Source organism: Corynebacterium sp. ES2775-CONJ (genome assembly GCF_024814515.1).
In the GTDB taxonomy this organism is placed as follows: Bacteria; Actinomycetota; Actinomycetes; order Mycobacteriales; family Mycobacteriaceae; genus Corynebacterium.
Genome location: NZ_JANUXT010000001.1, coordinates 384,554 through 407,095 on the forward strand (window position 1 = coordinate 384,554; position 22,542 = coordinate 407,095).

The following is a 22,542-nucleotide window of genomic DNA, read 5'->3' on the forward strand; positions in this document are numbered from 1 at the left end:
ATGAGTTTAGTAGGCTAAGTGATCGTGAGAAATTACGGGGATATTTTTCAGCAAAAAAAGGGACCTCGTTACCCTGAGGTAGAGGTAACCATCGGATCGGTCGTCGAGGTGCTTGCTGATGGCTTTGTGGGCGCAATCATAGGTTTCGAGAAGACCTATGATGGTGATTTCATCCGCCTGGAAGATCGGCGTGGGGTTGAGAAACTCTTCAAACTACGACCGGGCGCCTTTCTCATCGAAGGCCAACGGGCGACCTTGAAACGAAAAATCGCAGCGCAGCAGCCACGTCGCTCAAATTCGGGATCTACGATGGTGGAAAACTTCAGTGCGAAAGTCGCCGCCCCTTCTCGTATTTGGGTCGAAGGTATCCATGACGCTGCAATCGTGGAAAAGATTTGGGGTCATGATCTCCGGGTCGAAGGCGTAGTGGTGGAATATCTCGAGGGGCTGGATAACTTATCCGCCAGGTTGCAAGAATTCCGCCCAGGACCAGGACGACGCATCGGGGTACTAGCCGATCACCTTATAAAAGGATCAAAGGAGATGCGCTTGACCCAGTCCGTGGGCGAGGATGTGCTGGTGACAGGACACCCATATATTGACATCTGGGCAGCGGTCAAACCTGAACGCCTAGGGTTGAGAAACTGGCCCGATATTCCCTTCGGAGAAGACTGGAAGATGGGCGTGTGTGAGCGTCTGCACTGGTCCGATCCGAAAGAAGGGTGGAATAGAGTATACCGAGCGGTGCACAGCTACCGAGATATTGATTCTCATCTCATCGGGGCAGTCGAACGGCTCGTCGATTTTGTCACTAACCCTGAATTGAAAAAGTCGGATCTTCTTTAGAGATATCGCAGTGCCCTTACGGACTCCTGCTATTTTTCAGTTCAACCGAGTAGACTGACCGTGTGGGCTCTTTAATCTGGGTTATTGCAGGGTTAGTTCTCCTCGTCGCCGAATTGGCGGTCGGGGAGCTGACGTTAATGATGCTGGGAAGTGCGGCGCTGTTAACCGGTGTGGTCGCCTTGCTAGGTATTCCAGTAGGCGTAGAGATCATAAGTTTTGGAGTCTTCTCTCTTATGCTTTTGATATTTCTCAAGCCAGCATTAAAGACCCGCTTCCTCAACCAGAATGTCTACCTCGATACCAGTCCCAAAGCGTTAGAGGGCAGTCACGCTCTCGTTGTCGAAGCTATAACAGCGCACAGTGGTCAAATCAAGGTAGATGGATCAATATGGACCGCACGTAGTCTCGACCCTAGTGTCACTTTCTCAGAAGGAGATACCGTGGCAGTGATTTCCATTGAGTCTACGACTGCCGTGGTCTGGAAAGTGTAGAACATAATGGTTACTCTCATACTCTTCGGGGTCCTGATTGTCTTGATCATCGTGACCGTTGCTAAGGCAGTGGTTCTGATACCTCAGGGCGAAGCGGCAGTAATTGAAAGACTGGGACGTTATACGCGTACGGTCTCAGGCGGTATCACTTTACTAATACCGTTTATCGACCGTGTCCGCCAACGCGTGGACACTCGTGAACGAGTGGTGAGCTTCCCTCCGCAAGCTGTTATTACTCAAGACAACTTGACGGTAGCTATTGATACCGTCGTTACCTTTCAAATCAATGATGCCGCCAAGGCTATCTACGGTGTAGATAATTATATTGTTGGTGTTGAGCAAATCTCTGTTGCCACTCTTAGAGATGTCGTAGGCGGTATGACCCTGGAGGAGACTCTCACTAGCCGCGAAGTCATCAACCGTCGGCTGCGAGGCGAGCTTGATGCGGCCACCACCAAGTGGGGCCTGAGAATTTCCCGCGTCGAGCTCAAGGCGATCGATCCCCCTCCATCTATTCAACAGTCTATGGAGATGCAGATGAAGGCAGATCGAGAGAAGCGGGCCATGATCTTAACTGCTGAGGGCCGTCGTGAATCCGATATCCGCACCGCTGAAGGTGAAAAGCAAGCGCGAATCCTCGGCGCTGAGGGTGAGAAGCATGCCGCTATCTTGCGCGCCGAGGCCGAACGCCAGGCAGCCATCCTGAGAGCTGAAGGTACTCGGGCAGCCAAGTTCTTGGAAGCTCAAGGTGAAGCGCGAGCCATCACTCAAATCAATGCCGCAATTAAGCGCTCCGAGCTCACTCCGGAAGTGTTGGCTTATCAGTACTTGGATAAGCTACCGAAGATGGCCAGCAATGAAGGCTCGACGATGTGGATGATCCCAAGTCAGTTCTCTGACGCTCTTGAGCACTTCGCCAAGAGCTTTGGCGATAAAGATCAGGATGGAGTATTCCGCTACGAAGCGCAGAAATCCGAGCCGGTCCAAGAAGAAGACGTGCCTGAGGAATGGTTATCGGCAAGCTCTAATCCCGAGATCGAGGCAGCGTTAGCGGCGGCAAATGCGGTGGCGCAGAAACCTGTGGATGAGGTCAACCCCATCCCGGGTCTTCCCACTCAGACGAGTCAGCTGCCCGAAACTTCCTAGAACTAGAGTTTTAGTTATATAGGCTGCACTGGTGTGCAGCCTATATTTTTTTCTCATCAGCTGCTTGGAGAAAGCGGACTGCCAGACGCCAACCAGCCAATTCCGCTTGCCATCCAGCAGCTTGCAAGCGCTGACTCATCGCCTGCTTTGAAATCCCCAGCTCCATGGCTGCTTCATTCTGAGTATATCCACGTCGCATGAGGCTAGTTGCTTCGCGCCCTTCAGGGGTGCGCTTGTGAAGAAGATAGGCTAAAAGTATAAAGGCTCCCGCAATATCCTCGGCTTTTTCTTTTTGCCGCCTTATCCCAACCTTCACTACACCGGCACGGGCATGGGAGCCAAGAGTGGTACGTGCTAGTCGCCGCGCCTGCTCAGCTTGAGGGGCGATGGCGATAGCTATCGCCCAGTCTCCATGAGACAGAAGTGCAAGCGCAAGATCGCAGCATACTTCGGCAGAGGTTATGCACGTCACGATGTCTTCGACGCTGACTACTTCGAATTCACCAGCCCCCGGAAGGGTTGAAAGTCGTGCTGCCGAGGTGCGTACCAATTCCGCACGACGTCGTTCGCGACCGCGGTAGCGAGCATAGAGAACAAACATAGAAAATCCTTTGACTCTACAAAGACATGGATAGATAACTCTTATTCTAGTCCGAAGACTTGACTTGTGACGCATCCCCAAGTGGCAGGGTGTGATCTAGCCATAACCCAATCAATCCGACGAAGCCGAAAGCGACAGTGATAAGCAATGTAGTGGTATCAAAACTGCGAGTAAGAGCGTCGCCAAGAAAAACCACCGCAGCTGTTCCAGGGGCAGAACCGATGAAGGTGGCAATGAGAAAGCCACCTAAGGGAATCCTTGTCATTGCCACCGTATAATTGAGCAGCGAAAAAGGAATCCCCGCGATCATTCTCAAGCTCATCACAGCTAGCCACCCACGTTGCTCGAGGTGAGAGTTAATACGGGAGGCCGCTGGATGATCGAGGCGATCTAAGACAGACTGACCCACAACGTAGCGAACCAACAACAAAGAGAGGCCCGCTGAGCAGGTGGTGGCGCTGAGTGCTATGGCCACTCCTAGCCACGGTGGAAAGAGCAACCCGGAGCTGAGCGTCAATAATGTCCGTGGAATCGGGAATTGCGTGATAGTGACATAGAGCAGGAAGAAAATTGGAATAAAAAAATACCCACTGCGGTGAGAGAGATCCTCCAGGGTTTCAAGCGATGGAATATCGATAAAGAGCACCGCGACCATGCCTATAATCAGCAGGCTCGAGAACGCGATACGGCGTGAGAGGGATAAATCCCGCCACGTTAGTTGGAGGAAGGATGTGAATTTCACAACGATTTTTAATGCTTGCTTCACTTTTTCCACTATATTTCTTCATTTGCGCGCTATATCTAGGCAAAGCAGGGCGCAATTGCTGCCTGCATTAGCTAGACTAATCGTAGTGCTCTGAATTTGCTTATCTCAGCAGCATGCCCAAATTACTAACATCACCTTCAAAGGTCGCGAGTGGGACACTCACGGCCTTTAAGCGTGGAAAAAGAGGGGAGTAGGTCCTTATCGTGACTGACACACGAAGTTCCTTAACTCAAGAGTTTGAAAACCGCCAGCAAGCTTGGTATCGAGCCGTTGCTGGAGTTTTTGCTCGGGTACAGAAAAAGGACGCCGCCGATATTCCTGACGATATCTGGCGAAAATTAATTAAAACTACCGGTGAGGGTATCCACATCAACCCGCTCTATACGCGAGCTGATGAAATTGACGAAGTGGCCCCTCCCGGACAATTTCCATTCCTCCGCGGACCCAAAGGCGCCGGTGAAGGAAATGAAGGGTGGGGAGTAACCGAAACCTTCGATTCCTCCCACAACCAGAGCGACGTGTTGCATGCTTTGGAAAACGGCACCACCAACCTAGTACTCAAAGGATCGGCCGATCTAGCCACCCTGCTCAACGGCGTGTACCTCAGCCTAGCGCCGGTGCGACTAGATTCCGGAACAGACCTAGACAAGCAAGCACAGGCGCTCTTTGAGATTGTCGACTCCCAAGAGGACGATCCCACTGCTATCGAATTAGGCGCAGCCCCTTTGACCAGCCAGATTGATGGTCGTGAAACCTGCACCCTCGACGAAGCTATTTCCTGGGCTAAGAAGAGCTCCCAGCGAGCACATACCCGTGCACTGTTGGTAGACGCGGTGTCTTTCTCTAACCAAGGAGCCACCGATGCTGAAGAAATTGGCCTAGCGCTCGCTGCCGGAGTGGAATATCTTCGCGCCTTAACCGATGCAGGTCTCTCTGTACCGGATGCTCTCGAGCAAATCTCCTTCCGCTACGCAATCACCGACGATCAGTTCTCCCAAATTTCTAAATTGCGTGCTGGCCGCGCTTTGTGGGCTCGAGTTGCGGAGATTTTGGGGGCACCAGAGCACGGTTCGGCTCCGCTTCACGCGGTCACTGCTCCCGTAATGTTCTCCCAGCGCGATCCTTGGGTTAATATGCTGCGTTCCACAGTTGCTGCTTTTGCAGCTGGTGTAGGCGGCGCACAGGATGTTGAGGTTCTGCACTTCGACTGGGCTATTCCAGGTGGTCTACCGAAAACCTCACGCACTTTTGCCAGCCGTATCGCCCGCAATACCAACCTGTTACTGCTCGAAGAATCGCATCTTGGGCATGTCATCGATCCTGCCGGTGGATCCTACTACGTAGAATCCTTCACTAAGCAGCTGTCCGACAAGGCGTGGGATGTATTTACCACCATCGAAAAGGCTGGTGGTTTGCAGCAGGCGGTAGATGCTGGCATCGTTGCGACAATGCTTGCAGAGTCGCATGAGGCAACGCGCAAAGAAATTGCGCTGCGCCGCAAGAAAGTCACTGCAATTAACGAGTTCCCAAATCTGCTTGAGGCGCCCCTGCCCGCACAACTGCGTCAAGAACCCGCAGGTGTTAAGCGGTGGGCGGCTGAATTCGAAGCCTTGCGTAACCGCTCGGACGCCTATCTTGAGGAACATGGGGCACGCCCCGCTATCGCTCTTATCCCGTTGGGGCCGCTAGCGAAGCATAATATTCGTACCGGTTTCATTACGAACTTGTTGGCCGCAGGAGGCATTGAATCCCACAACCCTGGTGAAGTCAAGCCAGGCACTGAGGAATTCACCCAAGCAGCTTCACAGAGCTCGATCGTGGTTATCTGCGGTACCGATCAGGAATACGAAGCCACCGGCGCTGCTACCTTCGATGCGCTGCGCGAAGCAGGATGCGAAACTATTATGTTAGCCGGCACCAGCGGTCACGGCGTCGATGCCGATGACTATTTAAATCTTAAGATCGATGCGGCTGCAACTCTTGCCACGCTGCTAGATAAGTTGGGAGCATAAGCAATGAGCACGATCCCTAATTTCTCCGATTTTTCAGCACAGCCTGAAAATCCGACCTCCACTCAGGCCGATATGAGCGCCTTGAAAGACCAGCTTTGGGAAACCCCTGAGGGCATTGGGGTACCTCGCGTCTTCAACCGCGACGATCGCAACGATGCAGTCGCCGACGAGCAGCTCGATTCTTTCCCTGGGATGCCGCCATTTATGCGTGGACCCTATCCCACCATGTACACCAACCAGCCGTGGACGATTCGTCAGTATGCGGGATTTTCCACGGCAGCTGAATCAAATGCTTTCTACCGACGCAACCTAGCCGCCGGTCAGAAAGGCCTGTCGGTTGCATTCGACCTTGCTACCCACCGCGGTTATGATTCTGATAACGAACGAGTGCTTGGTGACGTCGGTATGGCGGGCGTGGCCATCGACTCGATTCTGGATATGCGCGAGCTCTTCCAAGGCATCGATCTGTCAAGCGTGTCCGTTTCGATGACCATGAATGGTGCTGTGCTGCCAGTTTTGGCCCTCTATATCGTTGCCGCTGAAGAGCAGGGAGTAGCTCCCGAGCAACTGGCGGGCACCATCCAAAACGATATTCTCAAAGAGTTCATGGTGCGTAATACCTATATTTACCCACCGAAGCCCTCAATGCGAATCATCTCCAATATCTTCGAGTACACCTCGATGAAGATGCCACGCTTCAACTCCATTTCGATCTCTGGTTACCATATCCAGGAAGCGGGAGCGACGGCCGACCTCGAGCTCGCTTATACACTTGCCGACGGTGTGGAGTACATCCGCGCTGGTAAAGAGGTGGGCCTTGATGTCGATAAATTTGCCCCTCGTTTATCCTTCTTCTGGGGCATTTCGATGTACACCTTCATGGAAATCGCTAAGCTTCGCGCCGGACGTTTGCTGTGGAGCGAACTGGTTGCGAAATTCGAAAATAAGAATCCGAAATCGCAATCTCTGCGTACCCACTCCCAGACCTCGGGCTGGTCGCTGACCGCTCAGGACGTGTTCAATAACGTCTCACGCACGTGCATCGAGGCAATGGCAGCAACTCAGGGACACACTCAGTCCCTCCATACCAACGCCCTCGATGAGGCACTCGCTTTGCCCACCGACTTCTCTGCACGTATTGCCCGCAATACGCAGCTCTTGCTGCAGCAGGAATCCGGCACGGTTAGGCCGGTAGACCCATGGGCCGGCTCCTACTATATCGAATGGCTCACTGAGCAACTCGTAGAGCGTGCTCGCAAGCATATCGAAGAGGTTGAGGCAGCTGGCGGTATGGCACAAGCGACGATCGAAGGCATCCCGAAGCTTCGCATTGAAGAATCTGCAGCTCGGACGCAGGCCCGCATTGACTCTGGCCGTCAAGCACTCATTGGTGTGAACAAGTATGTGGTCACCGAGGACGAGCAGATTGAAGTGCTCAAGGTGGATAATACGAGGGTACGCGAAGAGCAGCTGGCTAAGCTGGAGAAGTTGCGCGCCGAGCGCGACGAAGATGCCTGCCAGCGAGCACTGCAGGCGCTCACTGAGGCAGCCGCAAAGACCGATAAGGAACCCGGCGATCTTGAGCACAATCTGCTCAAGCTCTCGGTGGACTGTGCGCGCGCCAAGGCCACCGTGGGCGAGATCTCGGATGCGCTCGAGAAGGTCTTTGGCCGCCACGAGGCTGAGATCCGCACACTCTCAGGCGTATACAAGGATGAGGTTGGAAAGGAGGGCCAGGTGAATAATGTCGCCCGCGCCATCGCTATGGCCGATGCTTTCGAGGCCGAGGAAGGCCGCCGTCCACGTATCTACCTCGCCAAGATGGGCCAGGATGGTCATGATCGCGGTCAGAAGGTTGTAGCTTCCGCCTACGCCGACCTTGGCATGGATGTTGATGTCGGACCCCTTTTCCAGACCCCAGCCGAGGCAGCCCGAGCTGCTGTTGATGCCGACGTGCATGTGGTGGGCGTATCCTCGCTCGCCGCAGGTCACTTGACATTGGTGCCGGCACTTCGCGATGAGCTGGCTAAGCTGGGCCGCGACGACATCATGATCGTCGTTGGTGGTGTGATTCCGCCAGGGGATTTCCAAGAGCTCTACGATGATGGCGCCGTGGCGATCTATCCTCCAGGAACAGTGATTGCAGAGTCGGCTATCGATATGCTCACCAAGCTATCGGCACAACTGGGTTTTGAGCTGGACATACCCGAAGATCTGAAGTAGCAAGTTAGTAACCCTAGGTTCTCCTTGCTGAGAAAGAAAACGCGTGGCCACTCGATGAACGTCTATTGGGTGGCCACGACGTTTACCTAGGAATAGCCTCCATACCTTGTCCTCGGGGTTCTTACAGCCCTGAGGGACCTCAAGAAGGGTGATGACATGCCCCACGATAATGAATATTTAGAGCACCATCTGGGCTCTCTCCTAACCACCGCCGGCACAGATTTGGGGGAGATCACCGCGGTACCCCCTCAAATCGTAGTGCGGGCTCGGCGTCGCATCGACGTCGATGAGCTTTTCCAGGGAGTCAGAGAAAATAACCGAACAATGGTTTCACGCGCGATAACGTTACTTGAATCGACAGCGCCTGCGCACCGCGTTCTTGCCCAAGAGTTGTTAGTCAAACTCCTGCCTTTTTCCGGTAATGCGCTCAGAGTCGGTATCACGGGCGTGCCCGGCGTCGGTAAGTCGACCTTTATCGAATCGCTAGGGCAGAAACTAATTCGCGAAGGTCATAAGGTGGCAGTGCTCGCCATTGATCCTTCATCCACACGTACGCGCGGATCTATTTTGGGTGATAAGACTCGTATGTCGAAGCTCACTCGCGAGGACAATGCGTTTATTAGGCCCTCTCCATCTGCCGGAACTCTTGGTGGAGTTGCCAAAGCCACCAGAGAATCCATGGTAGTTTTTGAAGCTGCTGGATTTGACGTCATACTCGTGGAAACTGTGGGAGTTGGACAGTCCGAAGTAGCTGTCTCTCAGATGGTTGATTGCTTCACTTTCCTTGCTTTAGCGGGTGCAGGAGATCAACTGCAGGGCATCAAAAAAGGTGTTCTTGAGATGGCGGATCTCGTGGCAATTAACAAGGCCGATGGATCCAATCTTAAAAATGCCAAGCGAGCTGCTAGGGAACTGGCAGCCGCACTACATATGGTGCGTCCTGAGAACGCCGAGTGGCATCCGCCCACCTTAACAATGTCGGCTATTGAGCATGAAGGTACAGATAAGTTCTGGGACTATGTTATGGAGCATCACGAGCAGATGCTCGAGTCGGGCCTCTTCGAGAAAAACCGTCGAAATCAACAGGTTCAGTGGATGTGGTCGATGGTGCATGAGACTCTGTTACAGCGCCTTAATTCACATCCGTCGGTCAAACAGGTTAGTGCCCTCGTAGAATCCCAACTGCGGGAGGCACAGATTACGCCTACCCTAGCGGCAGAGAAGATCCTGAACGCCTTCGATACTCAGGTTCCCTGAGAGTTTATGGCCTAAAGGCTATAATGGTAACCGTTCGCGATAATTAAGAGAAAGGTGAGAATTAATGGCTGATTACGGCCCACATCCCTATATCCTCAATATCGAAGAGAAAACTCTCAGCAATCCTCATTTTCGGGACACAGTCTGGACTGGCCAATTCCTTCAAATGACGGTCATGACCATACCCGCTGGGGGAGAGATCGGCGCCGAAGTGCACGACGACCACGATCAATTCTTAAGGATCGAGGCTGGCAAGGGTCGCGTGATGATTGGTGAGAGCGCCGAAGCCTTAGAAATTGACGAAATTATTGAAGACGATTGGGCTATTTTTGTTCCTGCCGGTAAGTACCACAATGTGGTCAATGCGGGTGAAGAACCTTTGAAGGTCTATTCAATCTACGCTGCCCCTGAGCATAAGAAGGGTACCGTGCATCCTACCAAGGATGATGCGGATAACGATCCTCACGAACATTAATTGTCGAAATATCAAAGTGCTCGGGATTTTAAGCCGAGCACTTTTTGCGCACTGTCTCATAGTGCGAGAGTGGGTGAGGGGTAAAGAAATATAAAAAGTCCCAGAAATAATTCTGGGACTCTTTTACTGTCTCAACACAGTGTGCCCGAGGGGGGACTTGAACCCCCACGTCCGTTAGTAGGACACTAGCACCTCAAGCTAGCGCGTCTGCCATTCCGCCACCCGGGCAATGGGTATCGTTTTCAGCCTCGCGGCTGGGCACTCACTAAACTATATTAGAGAGCTCAATCATTAACAAATCCGCTGGCTATGGGCTAAAAAGTGGAATCTATGGCTCATCTTTACCACGTCTTAGTTGAGCCAGCTCTGCGCTCAGGCGTTGGATCTCAGAGTTCATAACCTGCAGAGTTTCCATAAGTTCATCGTGACGCTGAGCTTCACTTATTTCCCCTTCTCTCACCGCATCGTTTTGCACCTGTTCGACCAGCCACGCCGACACCATTGCTGTGACGACACCAGCAACAGCAATTCCGGTGAGCATGAGGAGGGCGGCCACAATACGACCCTGGCTACTGATCGGTGAGATATCCCCGTATCCTACAGTGGTCACGGTGGTCAAGGCCCACCACAGGGCATCGCCGAAGCTGTGCACTGCCGTGCCGGGAGTCGTTACTTCCGCCTCGTAGAGGGAAATAGCTGCAACAATAATGATAAGTAAGGACGCTACTGACGTATAGAGAGCCACGGTCACCCGCGCGTTTGCAGCCGAGTAGCGTTGCAACAAAACCAGGGTGGGCAATACCCTAAGAGCACGTAACGGGCGGAACATAGGCAACACGATCATTGCGGTCTCCCACCAGTGACCAACCATCCATGCTGCCCTATTCTCAGCGAGGTATAGACGCACGAGATAATCAATGAGAAATGCCCCCCAAATGGCCCACATTCCCACCGCAGCCGCCTGGTTAAGGAAGGCCTCGTTATCGCCTAGGGCATTCCATGCATAGAGGAGTAAAAATGCCAGCGAGGCCACGAACATAGGCCCCTCCACCCGCCGTTCCCATTTCATTTGTGCAGAAGCATGATCTGGAATATCCGGAGCAAATAATTCGCGCACGAGCAGCATAACTTTGGCGCGCAGTGAAAGCGATGCGATTGCCTTGGCATGAGAATTCATGGTTTTATTCTTGCACCTTCACGCTATCTTTGATGCAACACTGATATTCCTCGGCGCTCGAGAGCGAGCGTAGTTAGGATGAAGGTATGACTTCATATGCACACGATCCACGTTTTCCAGGACCTGACCCTTATGCGCCGCTCAAGAATCTCCCCAGTTTTCCACTCGTGTCCGAGGATTTTGCGAACGGAGACCGGCTCCCCTCTCACGTGGTGGCTCCCGGCAGCGTAAGCCCACATCTGCGCTGGTCTCAGCTCCCAGAGGGCACCAAGTCACTAGCGATTACATGCTTTGATCCCGATGCCCCTACTGCATCTGGCTACTGGCACTGGGCTGTCTTTAATATTCCAGCGAGCGTAACCGAGATACCAGCTGGTGCCGGGTCCGCAGGTGGGGTTCTCACCACTCATCCTGGCGTGGTCACACTCGCTGGAGATTCTGGCTTGCGATCTCACTATGGCGCTAATCCTCCGTCAGGTCACGGGCCCCACCGCTATCTCTATGCGGTGCACGCTCTCGACGTTGATTCCTTGGAGATTGAACCCACCGCCACCGCGGCTGTGCTGGGATTCCACGTCTACTTCCATTCCCTCGGGCGTGCCATTTATTGGGGTTGGTACGAGAATGAGTAAGGGGGCACCGCCAGTCTCCGCGGCTCTTCGCGTGGGTGGTGCCTTTATTGCAATTGCGGTGGTGTTGCTGATCTTCACAGTGATGGAGATCAGCCAGCATGGGTGGATGGCGCCTTTTGCCGTCACTTTCAGATTTATCAACACTGTTGTAGCCGCTGGATTAGTAGGGGGCTATGCGACCACCCACATCAAGCAACGCCCGCACTTTACACAGCTCATTGCTCTGGTTGGGGCGCTACTACTTATTATCTCGGGCCGCTTATTTCCATCCACTCCGCTCATAGTGTGGGAGCAGTTCTGGATTCCCTCCTATGCAGTACTTGCCCTCATATGCGGCCTGTATATTAGGCGAAAGGCTTAGCATGAGGACGTATTGAGCATAACTCCCTGCATCGATACATCATCAATGCAGGGAGTTATTTCTTTCGTTCTAGTCAAGTGTCCAAGGAAGACCCGAACCCACCGCTTCGGATAATGAAGCGAGGTTATGGGCTCGCAGCTGTTCGGCCAATCCGCGGTGGATTTCACGAATCCAATCGGGGCCCCCATAAATGAGACCGGTGTAGCCCTGAATGAGGGTTGCGCCTGCGGCAATCCGTTCCCACGCCTGCCGAGCACTTTCAATGCCGCCAACACCAATCAATACCATCTCATCGCCTACCTTTTGATGCAGGCGTCGCAGGACGTCGAGAGATCGGGCGGCTACCGGGGGGCCGGATATTCCTCCAGCGCCCATATCCTCGACTATCGACGCATCAGTCGATAAGCCCTCCCTCGAGATCGTGGTATTGGTAGCTACGATGCCATCAAGATCAAGCTCAGAGGCAAGATCCGCAATGGCATCAATATCCGCATCGTTAAGATCGGGTGCGATTTTTACCAGAACTGGAGTCGAAGTTGCAGCCTTAACCGCACTAAGGATAGGTCGCAGCGAATCTACCGCTTGCAAATCGCGTAGTCCTGGGGTGTTAGGGGATGATACATTGACCACGACATAGTCCGCGAGATCCCCGAGCAGGGATGCGGAACGCCGATAATCATCCGCTGCTTCTTCGGGTTCGACAACCTTGGTCTTACCAATATTGATTCCAATAATACTTGCAGCGGAGCGCCTGCGGAGATTTTTGGCCACTTCCGTGGCGCCCGTATTATTGAAGCCCATTCGATTCAATATCGCGTGATCTTTAGGAAGTCTAAAGAGTCGCGGTTGCGGATTTCCTGGCTGCGGTGAGGCTGTCACGGTGCCCAGTTCCGAGAACCCAAAACCCAAGGCCTCCCAGGCATCGGGTGCGAGCCCATCCTTATCGAAGCCGGCAGCTAAACCGAGGGGCAGGGGAAAGACAGTTCCGAAAACCTCTTGCGCCAAAATGGGATCGTTCACTCGCACCATCTTGGCTAAGATCCAGCGTAGGGGAGGGATATTCTGCACGAGGCTAACACCTCGTGAGATAATGCCGTGGATGAGCTCCGGAGAGAGCTTAAACATCAGCGTGAGTGTTTTTTGATAGAGGGCAATCCTCTGGGGCGGAGTTCTATAGCTCATGACCTCATCCTAACCGTAGATACTTATTGTCACTGTTGTGCACGGGAAATAATCTGCAGGCCAGCACCTGATGCGGAGGCCGCTACAATATCGCCGTTGTCGAGGATCTCGATATTGTGAATATCGGAGACTCCTGAATACTGGACAATCTCTTGTCCAACTCCGCTTGAGATTGTATACCCACTAATGCTGGAATCAGCCGTCGTTGCCACCCACACGCTCTCGGTATTCTTATCCCATGCCAGGTCCCAAGGAGATTGCCCATGCGTGGGTGTGGTTTGATGCAGCCGGATCACATCATCGGCCAGATAGACGCCGAACTGATGTCCTATAGCATCTGCTGCCAAAGCCATACCATTGCTACCGGCAGAAATTTCACCCACACCTAGGCCCACCCGCAGAACGGCTCCAGCCTTGAGGGAGTCGGGGTAAATATTTTGAATGGTCGTATTGACCCTATTGGTGCGGTAAACGGTGTCGGGGCCGGCGTCGCGAGCTACGGCTATGAGCTGGTCAACTGGGCCCTCCATGGTAATAGAGTGCTCGTTACCCTCTTTATAGGCTAGAATTTCCTCGCTATCAGCATTACCCACAAAAAGGGTCCCGTCGCTAGTGCGTGCTACTGCTGTCACAGGCTTCGGCGTTGTTTGAATCACCAGCAGTTTCGGGTTCTTCGCGTCAATAGCATTGACCCCATCAGGACAAGCGATCAGAAAATCCGGAGCTGCAGCGGTCATATCGCCACATTTGGGATCCACCTCAAGGACAGCCGCTTGACCGGATCGGAAATCAGCAACCGTACCCACCGCTAGCTTGTCTTTCGAACGCAGCGCCAGGATATCGCCCACCCGTTCCATATCTTCAACATTGTGATATTTGGGGTCAAGATCAATAACGTCTCCATGTGGCACCGTGCCCGACACCCTCGGTTCGGGGAAAGCACTTCCCATACGTACCGGGAGTTTTTCTTCTACCGAAGGGGGATTACAGGCGGTAAGAGTTAGGGCAAGAATTGTCCCGAGAGCTTTATATTTCACAAGGAGAATGTTAGCACCGATCAGTGTCTGTCCACCCCGAAGGTTGGGTTGCTGTGTACTTTCTGGCCTGATGCATGAACGTTCGCCGAGAAACGAGTACGGTATACATCTGTGACTGATACTGCTGCAATTACCGAAGGTGCCCACATTCTGGCATCCGCCACGGATCCGACGGCTATGTCGTGGGTTCAGGTCGTGGTCCTCTCCCTCGTGCAAGGGCTGACAGAATTTTTACCTGTCAGTTCCTCTGGTCATTTAAGGATCGTCAGTTCGCTCTTCTTTGGTGAAGATGCGGGGGCCTCGTTTACTGCCGTTGTGCAGCTGGGTACTGAAGCGGCTGTATTAGTCTATTTTGCCCGAGATATCTACACGATTATAAGGCACTGGATCGTAGGACTGGTTCGACCCTCCCAGCGTGGTTTCCATTACACGATGGGCTGGATGGTCATTGCGGGCACCATACCGGTGGGCGTCATCGGATTCCTAGCTAAGGACTATATACGGGGCAATCTCCGCAATCTGTGGATCACCGCCACCGTCTTGATCCTTTTCTCCTTTGTCTTTATCGCAGCAGAACGGTGGGGGAGGAAAAAGCGCCGCTACGAAGATCTCACTATGACTGACGCTATTGTTATGGGTCTCGCTCAATGTCTTGCGCTTATCCCTGGGGTCTCTCGATCAGGAGGGACGATCTCTGCTGGTCTTTTTCTTGGACTGGAGCGCGAAGTCGCAGCCCGGTTTAGCTTTCTGCTCGCTATACCTGCGGTCTTAGCTTCGGGCTTATTCTCGCTACCCGATGCTTTCGCCCCACAGACGGGCCAGGCTGCCTCTGGCGTTCAGCTCATTGTCGGCTCCCTTATCGCCTTTGGAGTCGGTTACGCTACTATCGCGTGGCTTTTACGCTTTGTTTCCCAGCACTCCTTTAGTTGGTTCGCGGCTTACCGCATCCCGGTGGGGCTGGCCACGATAGCGCTGCTCGCAGCCGGACTCCTAATCCCGTAGCAGCGGCTCGGTAGGGGCCGGTGTTAGCGAATCGGCGCAACGGTGATTTTTCGGTAAACTAGCGCCTATGTTTTCTTGGTCACGGCCCGACATTCCCCACCTCCCTGGCGAACCCATCGCGTTAAGCTTGTACGACACCGCCGATAGGGTAGTCAAACCAGTTGAAGTTCATCAAGGCAAGGCTGGGATTTATGTGTGTGGAATTACTCCGTACGATTCCACGCACTTGGGTCACGCCGCGACATATCTGACTTTTGACCTCATCAACAGAGTTCTCATCGATCAAGGTGCGCAGGTCCATTACGTGCAAAATATCACCGACGTCGACGATCCCCTCTTTGAACGCGCCCAACGAGACGGCCTCGACTGGCAGGCGTTGGGTACCAGCCAGATTGATCTCTTCCGTTCTGATATGACTAACCTGAGGGTTATACCGCCACAGGATTATATCGGGGCTATGGAATCGGTCGATGAGGTTATCACGCTCGTATCGCGACTGCTCGAGACTGGTGCTGCCTATATTGTCGACGATCCCGACTATCCCGATATATATGCCTCTGTTACGGCAACAAAGAACTTTGGCTACGAGTCAAATTATTCTCGGGCACTTATGGAAGAACTCTTCGCTGAGCGCGGGGGAGACCCACAGCGGGAATTTAAGAAAGATCCTCTCGATGCCCTAATTTGGCGAGCTCACCGCGAGGGGGAACCCTCATGGGATTCTCCGTTTGGGCCGGGTCGCCCGGGGTGGCATATCGAGTGCGCGGCTATTGCTGCTCATCGTTTGGGTAACCATTTCGCTATCCAAGGAGGTGGATCAGACCTCATCTTCCCCCACCATGAGTTCTCAGCGGCTCACGTGGAAGCGGCCTGCGATAGCCCGCGTATGGCCGGACACTATGTCCACACCGGCATGATCTCCCTCGATGGAGTCAAGATGTCCAAATCACTTGGCAATCTAGTATTCGTATCCCATCTCACTCGAGCGGGACACGATCCAGCCGCCATCCGTCTCAGTGTCTTTTCGGCGTCGTATCGCGCGTCGCGGGATTTCTCTCAAGATTTACTCGCTGCAGCCGAAGATCGACTCGCGCTATGGCGCAGCGCTATTAGCCGCGAGAGCAACCGTGCTCACGCCGAAGATCTTATCCAGTTTGTGCGTACGAGACTGGCAGATGATCTCGATACCCCTGGTGCTTTGTCAGCGATCGATCGTTGGGCTCATTCGGTAGTGGGGCAACCCCCCAGCCGTCAAACGCTGAGCGAGGCGGGCCAGCTCGTTCAGGTGGGGGTTGATGCACTATTGGGAATAAAGCTATGACGGGTACGTTTATCGAATATTTTGATAAAAAGGTGGAGAATTTTATCGCTGATCTGCGCACATTTTCGACTGGCTCTTATCTTCGAGCATCGGAAAAAGAATTCTGGGATCCACCATATGATAGCGAACAGTTAGCTGAGCTGGAAAACCTCCTGTACGCCCTGGTCCGAGAGTGCGCCCGGATTGACGATCCCTCCTTGGTGGAATCGGACGAGTTTATTGTAGATACGACTTCCAACTGGCATCGGCGAATTTTAGAGTTCAACTACCGTAACGCTGATGCCATTATCGAGCCCGAAGAAGCAGCGGAACTCGAGGACCTTATCGCCGAGTTGTGGGCTCTCAAAGGAGTAGCTGAAGCACGGGTAACGGAGCTGCCGAGATTAACGGAAGCGGAGTACTGTTCCCACACTGATACCATTTCCTACCGCGACGCCTCACTGCTTGGCTAGACCATGATCGCGATTTTCCGGCGATCCGAGGATTATTCGCTGACCGAGGGGCTCGAGTGTAGAAGATGGACGGAATAATAGTCGGTGACCACACAGCTCGCGGTGAGTTTATAGGCATCGTGGCTACTGGACTTGCACGATCGTTTCAGCATCGTGCACACGCTTTTTAACTCCTATCCGCCCTGACTGGCTCGCGCACGAGCATAGGGGAGGACCATCAAGAGTAAATATCAGCCACGAACACCCGCTTATGACCGAGGGCTTTTCTGTCTTAGAATCCTAGGAGTGCCGGAAGCTATATAAGCACCCATGAGAAAGAAGTGATAGATATGTCCCTCGATTATCTCCTCAGCCCAGAAGTGGCCTTTCCACTCATTATTGGAGTAGTGGTGCTAGTTGCAATAATTAGTATTGTACGAAGCCTTATCCGGAGGTTCTTCTCTATCATCTTTGCGCTGGTATTCTTCGGCGGAGGTCATCAAGTAGGGTTATTCGAGAATATTGCGCAATTTTTCCGTTAGGAAGGACACTCAAATAGATGGCTGCAAAACTTCGTGCCGTCCTGTGGGATATGGACGGAACTTTAGTGAACTCAGAACCTCTGTGGGAGATTGCTACCTACGAACTCAGTGAAGAGATGGGGCGACGACTCACCCCTGAATTACGGGCTCAGACGGTGGGGGGATCATTTGCTAATACCCTTCAAATTGCCGCGGAACACGCCGGTATTTCCTTAGATAAGCCTGCTTACGAGCATTTTGAACGTTTTATGGTGAAGCGGATGCAAGAATTGCTACCGCAGACTGAAATCTTTGCTGGTGTTATCGAGCTTTTGGGCGATATTCAGCAGCGAGGAATCCCTAATTTTATAGTCACTAATACCTCCAGAGAATTAGCTGAGCCCGTCATCGACACTCTCGGAGCTCACTATTTTGCAGGCTCCTTGTGCGGAGACGAGGTTCACACAGGAAAACCACATCCCCTTATCTACCGTTTATCGTCGGAAAGACTCCGGGTATCCACTCGAGAATGTCTCGTCTTTGAAGATTCCTACACTGGCATGACCGCTGCAACTCGTGCCGGGTGCGTGGTCGTCGCCGCTCCTGGCTCACAAGCTCAGCGCCCACCTGAGGTTCATGAGATCGGCATTAATTCCTATGCTGATATCACCTTTAATCGGCTCGAAGAATGGTTTAATTCCATAAGTCAGTAGCGTACCTGGGTACAGAGCGCTCACCTACCCCCATTGAGCGGTCACTACACAGAGCCGATCTGTACTTTTAGGCTCACAAACCCCCTGTATCGGTGTATGGTGAGTGGTGGTGCCGTCGAGGTAACGTAGCCTTGGTGCGAAACCTTTCAGAGCTAGGTTTCGCCTAGGTTAAAAGTGGCGCGCCCAGCGAAATCCTAGGATTTCGCGCTCCACCGTCTCAGCACCTTCTTACTGTGTAATAATACAATTTTAAGGAGACTTCCACCGACTATGGCTCGCCACAACCCAACTCAGCCCCATAACTCCGATATGCGCACTGAGGTAGACCTCCTCGGTGAAATGCACATTGATAATTCCAAATACTACGGAATCCATACACAGCGAGCCATCGAAAATTTCCAGATTTCGGGAACAACTATCAACCAGATCCCAGACTTTATTCGGGGCATGGTGCAGGTAAAGAAAGCGACAGCACTAGCCAATCGACGCCTACACACACTACCCGCCAACAAAGCAGAGGCAATCGTGTGGGCATGTGATCAGATTTTGGAGCATGGCCGCTGCATGGACCAATTCCCCATCGACGTATTCCAAGGTGGAGCGGGAACGTCGCTGAATATGAATACCAACGAGGTTGTCGCCAATCTAGCCCTCGAGCACTTAGGTGAGCCCAAGGGAGCCTATGATGTCATCAATCCCAACGATGATGTAAATATGTCGCAATCAACAAACGATGCGTACCCCACAGGTTTCCGTTTGGGCCTTTATGCCTCCATGATGCGTTTGATCAAGGAATTTGACCACCTACAGGCAGCATTTGACGTCAAATCGCACGAATTTGTCGATATCTTAAAAATGGGGCGCACCCAGCTGCAAGACGCGGTACCGATGACCCTCGGCGATGAATTTAAAGCCTTCTCCCAGAACCTGAGTGAAGAACGCGCCATTATGCAGCTCGCTGCCGATCGCCTCCTAGAGGTTAATTTAGGGGCCACAGCTATCGGAACAGGTCTCAACACCCCGTCCGGGTATCGCAACCAAGTGACCGCAGCCCTTGCTGAAGTCACAGGACTACCGGTGAAATCAGCTGCCGATCTCATTGAGGCTACTAGTGATACCGGCGCGTATGTGCTCGTCCATTCGGCTCTCAAGCGCGGTGCTATGAAACTATCGAAAATTTGCAACGACCTCAGACTTCTCTCCTCAGGACCCAGAGCTGGCCTCAACGAGATCAACCTGCCCGAACGTCAAGCAGGATCATCGATTATGCCGGCGAAGGTCAACCCCGTTATCCCCGAGGTTGTTAACCAAGTGTGCTTCAAAGTATTCGGCAACGACATCACCGTCCTCATGGCGGCGGAGGCGGGGCAATTGCAACTCAATGTGATGGAGCCCGCCATTGGCCAAGCACTATTCGAGTCTATGGACATTTTGAGAAATGCATCTCGAACCCTGCGTGAAAAGTGCGTGAGCGGAATCACCGCTAATAAAGAGGTATGCCAACGCTACGTAGAGCAGTCCATAGGCATTATCACCTACCTCAATCCTTTTATTGGCCACCACAATGGCGACCTCATCGGTAAGGAAGCGGCTGCGACGGGGAAATCGGTTCGTGAACTCGTCTTAGAAAAAGGTCTGATGGACGAGGAGACCCTCAATCAGGTGCTCTCTAAAGAAAACCTCATGCATCCAGTATTTAGGGGACGCCTCTACCTTGATAACTAAATGAGGTCTAAGTCTCCCTAGCCTGCGGGACTGGAAAAGTATGGATATGGGCGCATATTCTTGAACTTCATCGGATAGATTTAAACCTGAACTGTTTAGCATCTACCCACATATACCGAGGAGCCTTAGCCCCATGCTGTCCGATGTAGAAATCGCTCAATCCCACCCGCTTGTCAATATTGACACTATTGCCGAGCGGGCTGGTATACCTCCCGCAGCGGTGCTCCCTTATGGGCGCAATAAAGCCAAGATCGATACGACGATCGCACCGAACCGCTCACAAAAAGGCGCACTCATTTTGGTGACTGGGATGTCACCCACACCAGCAGGCGAGGGTAAATCCACCGTCCTTATTGGGCTAGCCGATGCTATTGCGGCTCAGGGTCACTCCACACTTGTGGCTATACGCGAACCCTCCCTCGGGCCTGTTTTCGGGATTAAAGGCGGAGCCGCAGGCGGCGGACACAGCCAGATTGTTCCCATGGAAGATATTAATTTGCACCTCACAGGGGATTTCCACGCGATTACAGCCGCCAACAATACCCTCGCCGCAATCATCGACAACCATATCCACCAAGGGAATGCCTTGGGAATTGACCCGAGAAAAATCTCATGGCAACGTTGCCTCGATGTCAACGACCGGAGCCTTCGCCATGTCGTCACAGGTCTTGGGGGACCAGCTCACGGTGTCCCCACTGAAACGGGATTCACTATTACCGCAGCGAGCGAGATTATGGCCATCTTGTGCTTAGCTACCGGGATCAACGATCTTGGGGAACGGTTGGCCAATATCGTCGTGGCCCAGACTTTCGACGGACGCCCAGTTACCGCTGCTGACCTATCAGCCACTGGTGCTATGATGGCCCTACTAAAAGATGCCTTGCATCCCAACTTGGTTCAAACCCTCGGTGGGACACCTGCATTTGTCCATGGCGGGCCTTTCGCCAATATCGCACATGGGTGCAATTCACTCATCGCCACACAAACTGCACTCGAGCATGCTGATTATGTGCTCACTGAAGCTGGCTTCGGCGCAGATCTGGGCGCCGAGAAATTCTTCGATATCAAGGCTCGAATCGGGCATCTTGATATTGCTGGCTGCGTAATAGTGGCCACTATCCGTTCGTTGAAATTCAATGGAGGCATGACACGCCAGAACCTGACTCACGAAGACCTTTCGGCCCTCGAGAGCGGGATCGTCAACCTCGAGCAGCATATTGAAAACCTGAGGAAGTTCGGGGTTGAGCCCGTGGTGGCCTTGAATCTCTTTAGTACAGATACTGATTCCGAAATTGCGTGGATGAAGGCTTGGGCTACGAATTATAACGTGGCCTTGCACGCTGTGGATGTGTGGGCACAGGGTGGTCAAGGTGCCGCTGAACTCGCTCAATATGTATTGGACAATCTCCACGACACCTCCTCGCATCCGCTCTACGATCCCGCACAGGGCTTGGAGGAATCAATCAATCGCATCGCCACAGAGATCTATCGAGCCAAGGAGGTGCAGTGGTCTGCTCGCGCACTCAAGGACCTGAAATATTTACAGGCTCACGGATGGGACACCCTGCCCGTCTGTATCTCCAAAACTCAATACTCATTCAGCGAGGATCCCAATGCTCTTGGAGCAGCCCAAGGCCACGTTATCCACATTAGACAACTATTGCCACGCATAGGCGCCGGTTTCATCGTTGCACTCACAGGAGATGTGATGACAATGCCAGGCCTGCCGAAAAAACCCGCAGCAGAACAGATCACCGTGGAAGGAGACTTGATTAACGGACTATTCTAAGTCAGTCGAAATAAGTTCCAATTTTTTAGTTGATTGGGACCTATTTCATGGTGGGAAAGGGTAGCTTATGTCCTTGCTGTTGCGGGCACAACGCATGATAACTGCACCATGGGCATAACTGAGATGGGGTGGCCTCAAAATCTTGAGCCGCAATTCTCATCTGAATTTTTTCCCACACGATATCGAGAGAGTGCTCGAACCTCTCGAGATCCTCACGGTCGGGTATGAGGTCGAGAAATGGATCATCGGTGCTTAAATAAATCAGTCGGAGCATGGTGGGAACGCGGTTATTCAAACGCCACCAGGCAAGAGCATAAAACCGCATCTGATCCATAGCTTGCTGGCTAAAGCGCTCAGGAGGTTTTTTGCCCGTCTTGTAATCCACAATGCGTAATTCCCCCGTTGGAGCTCGATCCACGCGATCAATAAAACCTCGTATAGGCACCCCATTGGGTAAGGTGCCGTTAATATATTTCTCACACGACAGAGGATCAAAACCCCGAGGATTTTCTACCACAAAATAGCGGCGCAGCAAGACCCACGCCTCATTGAAAAATTCTCGTTTCTCCTCTGGAGTGGAAACGAGATTGCGAATCTCGGGATCTTTAGCTGCCATGTGCTCGAACACTTCGGGAATGCGTCGCGTTAAAGAATCGAGGGTGCGAGCCGAGTGGTCGAGGCTAAAAAGATCTTCTAAACATTGATGCACCACAGTGCCCTTAATTTGAGCCCTAGTCTTCTTCTCTGGGATCTTATCTATGGCCCGGTACCGGTAGAGCAAAGGGCACTGTTTAAAATCCGACAGTCGCGAGGGGGAGAGAGCTAGCTTCATGA

The 22,542-nt window shown here is 52.8% G+C and carries 22 protein-coding genes and 1 tRNA gene; 16 read left to right on the forward strand and 7 right to left on the reverse strand.

The annotated features are described in order from the left end of the window. The first annotated feature begins 42 nt into the window (after positions 1-42). The 3 genes from NXT01_RS01750 to NXT01_RS01760 all read left to right on the forward strand — a co-directional run bounded on the left by NXT01_RS01750 (position 43) and on the right by NXT01_RS01760 (position 2,483). Complete coding sequence (locus NXT01_RS01750; protein WP_396124703.1) at positions 43-846, forward strand: DUF3097 domain-containing protein; 804 nt, start codon at positions 43-45, stop codon at positions 844-846. A gap of 62 nt (positions 847-908) precedes the next feature. Beyond that, positions 909-1,337 carry an NfeD family protein gene (locus NXT01_RS01755; RefSeq protein ID WP_259076891.1) on the forward strand — a complete coding sequence of 143 codons (429 nt, stop codon included), beginning with the start codon at positions 909-911 and terminating at the stop codon, positions 1,335-1,337. Positions 1,338-1,343: 6 nt separating this feature from the next. Next, the gene (locus NXT01_RS01760) at positions 1,344-2,483 is read left to right on the forward strand and encodes an SPFH domain-containing protein (RefSeq protein ID WP_259076893.1); all 1,140 of its coding nucleotides are present in this window, start codon (positions 1,344-1,346) and stop codon (positions 2,481-2,483) included. A gap of 40 nt (positions 2,484-2,523) precedes the next feature. On the opposite strand, the gene NXT01_RS01765 is transcribed toward NXT01_RS01760, so the two are convergent. After that, positions 2,524-3,084, reverse strand: coding sequence for a MarR family transcriptional regulator (locus NXT01_RS01765; protein WP_259076895.1), 561 nt, complete (start codon positions 3,082-3,084; stop codon positions 2,524-2,526). A gap of 46 nt (positions 3,085-3,130) precedes the next feature. Then, a complete protein-coding gene (locus NXT01_RS01770; protein ID WP_259076897.1) occupies positions 3,131-3,850 on the reverse strand; it encodes a TVP38/TMEM64 family protein in 720 nt (239 codons plus the stop codon). A 203-nt stretch (positions 3,851-4,053) separates the two neighbouring features. Between NXT01_RS01770 and NXT01_RS01775 the strand changes: the two genes are divergently transcribed. The 4 genes from NXT01_RS01775 (at position 4,054) to NXT01_RS01790 (ending at position 9,817) form a co-directional block, all read left to right on the forward strand. Continuing rightward, a complete protein-coding gene (locus tag NXT01_RS01775; protein WP_259076900.1) occupies positions 4,054-5,862 on the forward strand; it encodes a methylmalonyl-CoA mutase family protein in 1,809 nt (602 codons plus the stop codon). A gap of 3 nt (positions 5,863-5,865) precedes the next feature. Next, positions 5,866-8,085 carry a methylmalonyl-CoA mutase gene (scpA, locus tag NXT01_RS01780; RefSeq protein WP_259076903.1) on the forward strand — a complete coding sequence of 740 codons (2,220 nt, stop codon included), beginning with the start codon at positions 5,866-5,868 and terminating at the stop codon, positions 8,083-8,085. Positions 8,086-8,241: 156 nt separating this feature from the next. Further along, positions 8,242-9,342 carry a methylmalonyl Co-A mutase-associated GTPase MeaB gene (gene meaB, locus NXT01_RS01785; RefSeq protein WP_259076904.1) on the forward strand — a complete coding sequence of 367 codons (1,101 nt, stop codon included), beginning with the start codon at positions 8,242-8,244 and terminating at the stop codon, positions 9,340-9,342. A 64-nt stretch (positions 9,343-9,406) separates the two neighbouring features. Next, a complete protein-coding gene (locus tag NXT01_RS01790; RefSeq protein WP_259076906.1) occupies positions 9,407-9,817 on the forward strand; it encodes a cupin domain-containing protein in 411 nt (136 codons plus the stop codon). Between the two features lie 142 nt (positions 9,818-9,959). Here the strand turns inward: NXT01_RS01790 and NXT01_RS01795 are convergent. Both NXT01_RS01795 and NXT01_RS01800 read right to left on the reverse strand, forming a co-directional pair. Beyond that, positions 9,960-10,045, reverse strand: a tRNA-Leu gene (locus NXT01_RS01795). A gap of 100 nt (positions 10,046-10,145) precedes the next feature. Next, positions 10,146-10,994, reverse strand: a complete 849-nt coding sequence (locus NXT01_RS01800) for a potassium channel family protein (RefSeq protein ID WP_259076908.1) — start codon at positions 10,992-10,994, stop codon at positions 10,146-10,148. An 86-nt stretch (positions 10,995-11,080) separates the two neighbouring features. On the opposite strand from NXT01_RS01800, the gene NXT01_RS01805 reads away from it, so the two are divergent. Further along, positions 11,081-11,626 (forward strand): YbhB/YbcL family Raf kinase inhibitor-like protein, encoded by a 546-nt coding sequence (locus NXT01_RS01805; protein WP_259076910.1) that lies wholly within the window; start codon positions 11,081-11,083, stop codon positions 11,624-11,626. Next, on the forward strand, positions 11,619-11,987 hold the full coding sequence (locus tag NXT01_RS01810; RefSeq protein WP_259076917.1) for a hypothetical protein: 369 nt from the start codon (positions 11,619-11,621) through the stop codon (positions 11,985-11,987). Before NXT01_RS01805 ends, NXT01_RS01810 begins: the two co-directional genes overlap by 8 nt. 69 nt (positions 11,988-12,056) lie before the next feature. Here NXT01_RS01810 and NXT01_RS01815 read toward each other — a convergent pair whose 3' ends face one another. Continuing rightward, positions 12,057-13,169 (reverse strand): quinone-dependent dihydroorotate dehydrogenase, encoded by a 1,113-nt coding sequence (locus NXT01_RS01815; RefSeq protein WP_259076918.1) that lies wholly within the window; start codon positions 13,167-13,169, stop codon positions 12,057-12,059. Between the two features lie 29 nt (positions 13,170-13,198). After that, a complete protein-coding gene (locus tag NXT01_RS01820) occupies positions 13,199-14,206 on the reverse strand; it encodes a hypothetical protein (RefSeq protein ID WP_259076921.1) in 1,008 nt (335 codons plus the stop codon). 177 nt (positions 14,207-14,383) lie between these two features. Here NXT01_RS01820 and NXT01_RS01825 point away from each other — a divergent pair, with 177 nt between their 5' ends. The 7 genes from NXT01_RS01825 (at position 14,384) to NXT01_RS01855 (ending at position 21,708) form a co-directional block, all read left to right on the forward strand. After that, on the forward strand, positions 14,384-15,208 hold the full coding sequence (locus NXT01_RS01825; RefSeq protein ID WP_259077104.1) for an undecaprenyl-diphosphate phosphatase: 825 nt from the start codon (positions 14,384-14,386) through the stop codon (positions 15,206-15,208). Between the two features lie 67 nt (positions 15,209-15,275). Next, entirely contained in the window at positions 15,276-16,529 is a 1,254-nt protein-coding gene (gene mshC, locus NXT01_RS01830) for a cysteine--1-D-myo-inosityl 2-amino-2-deoxy-alpha-D-glucopyranoside ligase (RefSeq protein ID WP_259076922.1), read from the forward strand. Further along, a complete protein-coding gene (locus NXT01_RS01835; protein ID WP_259076925.1) occupies positions 16,526-16,981 on the forward strand; it encodes a hypothetical protein in 456 nt (151 codons plus the stop codon). The genes mshC and NXT01_RS01835 overlap by 4 nt, the downstream gene beginning before the upstream one ends. Before the next feature lie 329 nt (positions 16,982-17,310). Then, positions 17,311-17,502 (forward strand): hypothetical protein, encoded by a 192-nt coding sequence (locus tag NXT01_RS01840; protein ID WP_259076926.1) that lies wholly within the window; start codon positions 17,311-17,313, stop codon positions 17,500-17,502. A gap of 17 nt (positions 17,503-17,519) precedes the next feature. Then, positions 17,520-18,194 (forward strand): HAD family phosphatase, encoded by a 675-nt coding sequence (locus NXT01_RS01845; protein ID WP_259076928.1) that lies wholly within the window; start codon positions 17,520-17,522, stop codon positions 18,192-18,194. 270 nt (positions 18,195-18,464) lie between these two features. Further along, positions 18,465-19,919, forward strand: a complete 1,455-nt coding sequence (gene aspA / locus NXT01_RS01850) for an aspartate ammonia-lyase (protein ID WP_259076930.1) — start codon at positions 18,465-18,467, stop codon at positions 19,917-19,919. A 133-nt stretch (positions 19,920-20,052) separates the two neighbouring features. Continuing rightward, complete coding sequence (locus NXT01_RS01855) at positions 20,053-21,708, forward strand: formate--tetrahydrofolate ligase (RefSeq protein ID WP_259076931.1); 1,656 nt, start codon at positions 20,053-20,055, stop codon at positions 21,706-21,708. A gap of 40 nt (positions 21,709-21,748) precedes the next feature. Here NXT01_RS01855 and NXT01_RS01860 read toward each other — a convergent pair whose 3' ends face one another. Then, positions 21,749-22,540 carry a PD-(D/E)XK nuclease family protein gene (locus NXT01_RS01860; protein WP_259076932.1) on the reverse strand — a complete coding sequence of 264 codons (792 nt, stop codon included), beginning with the start codon at positions 22,538-22,540 and terminating at the stop codon, positions 21,749-21,751. Positions 22,541-22,542: the final 2 nt, after the last annotated feature.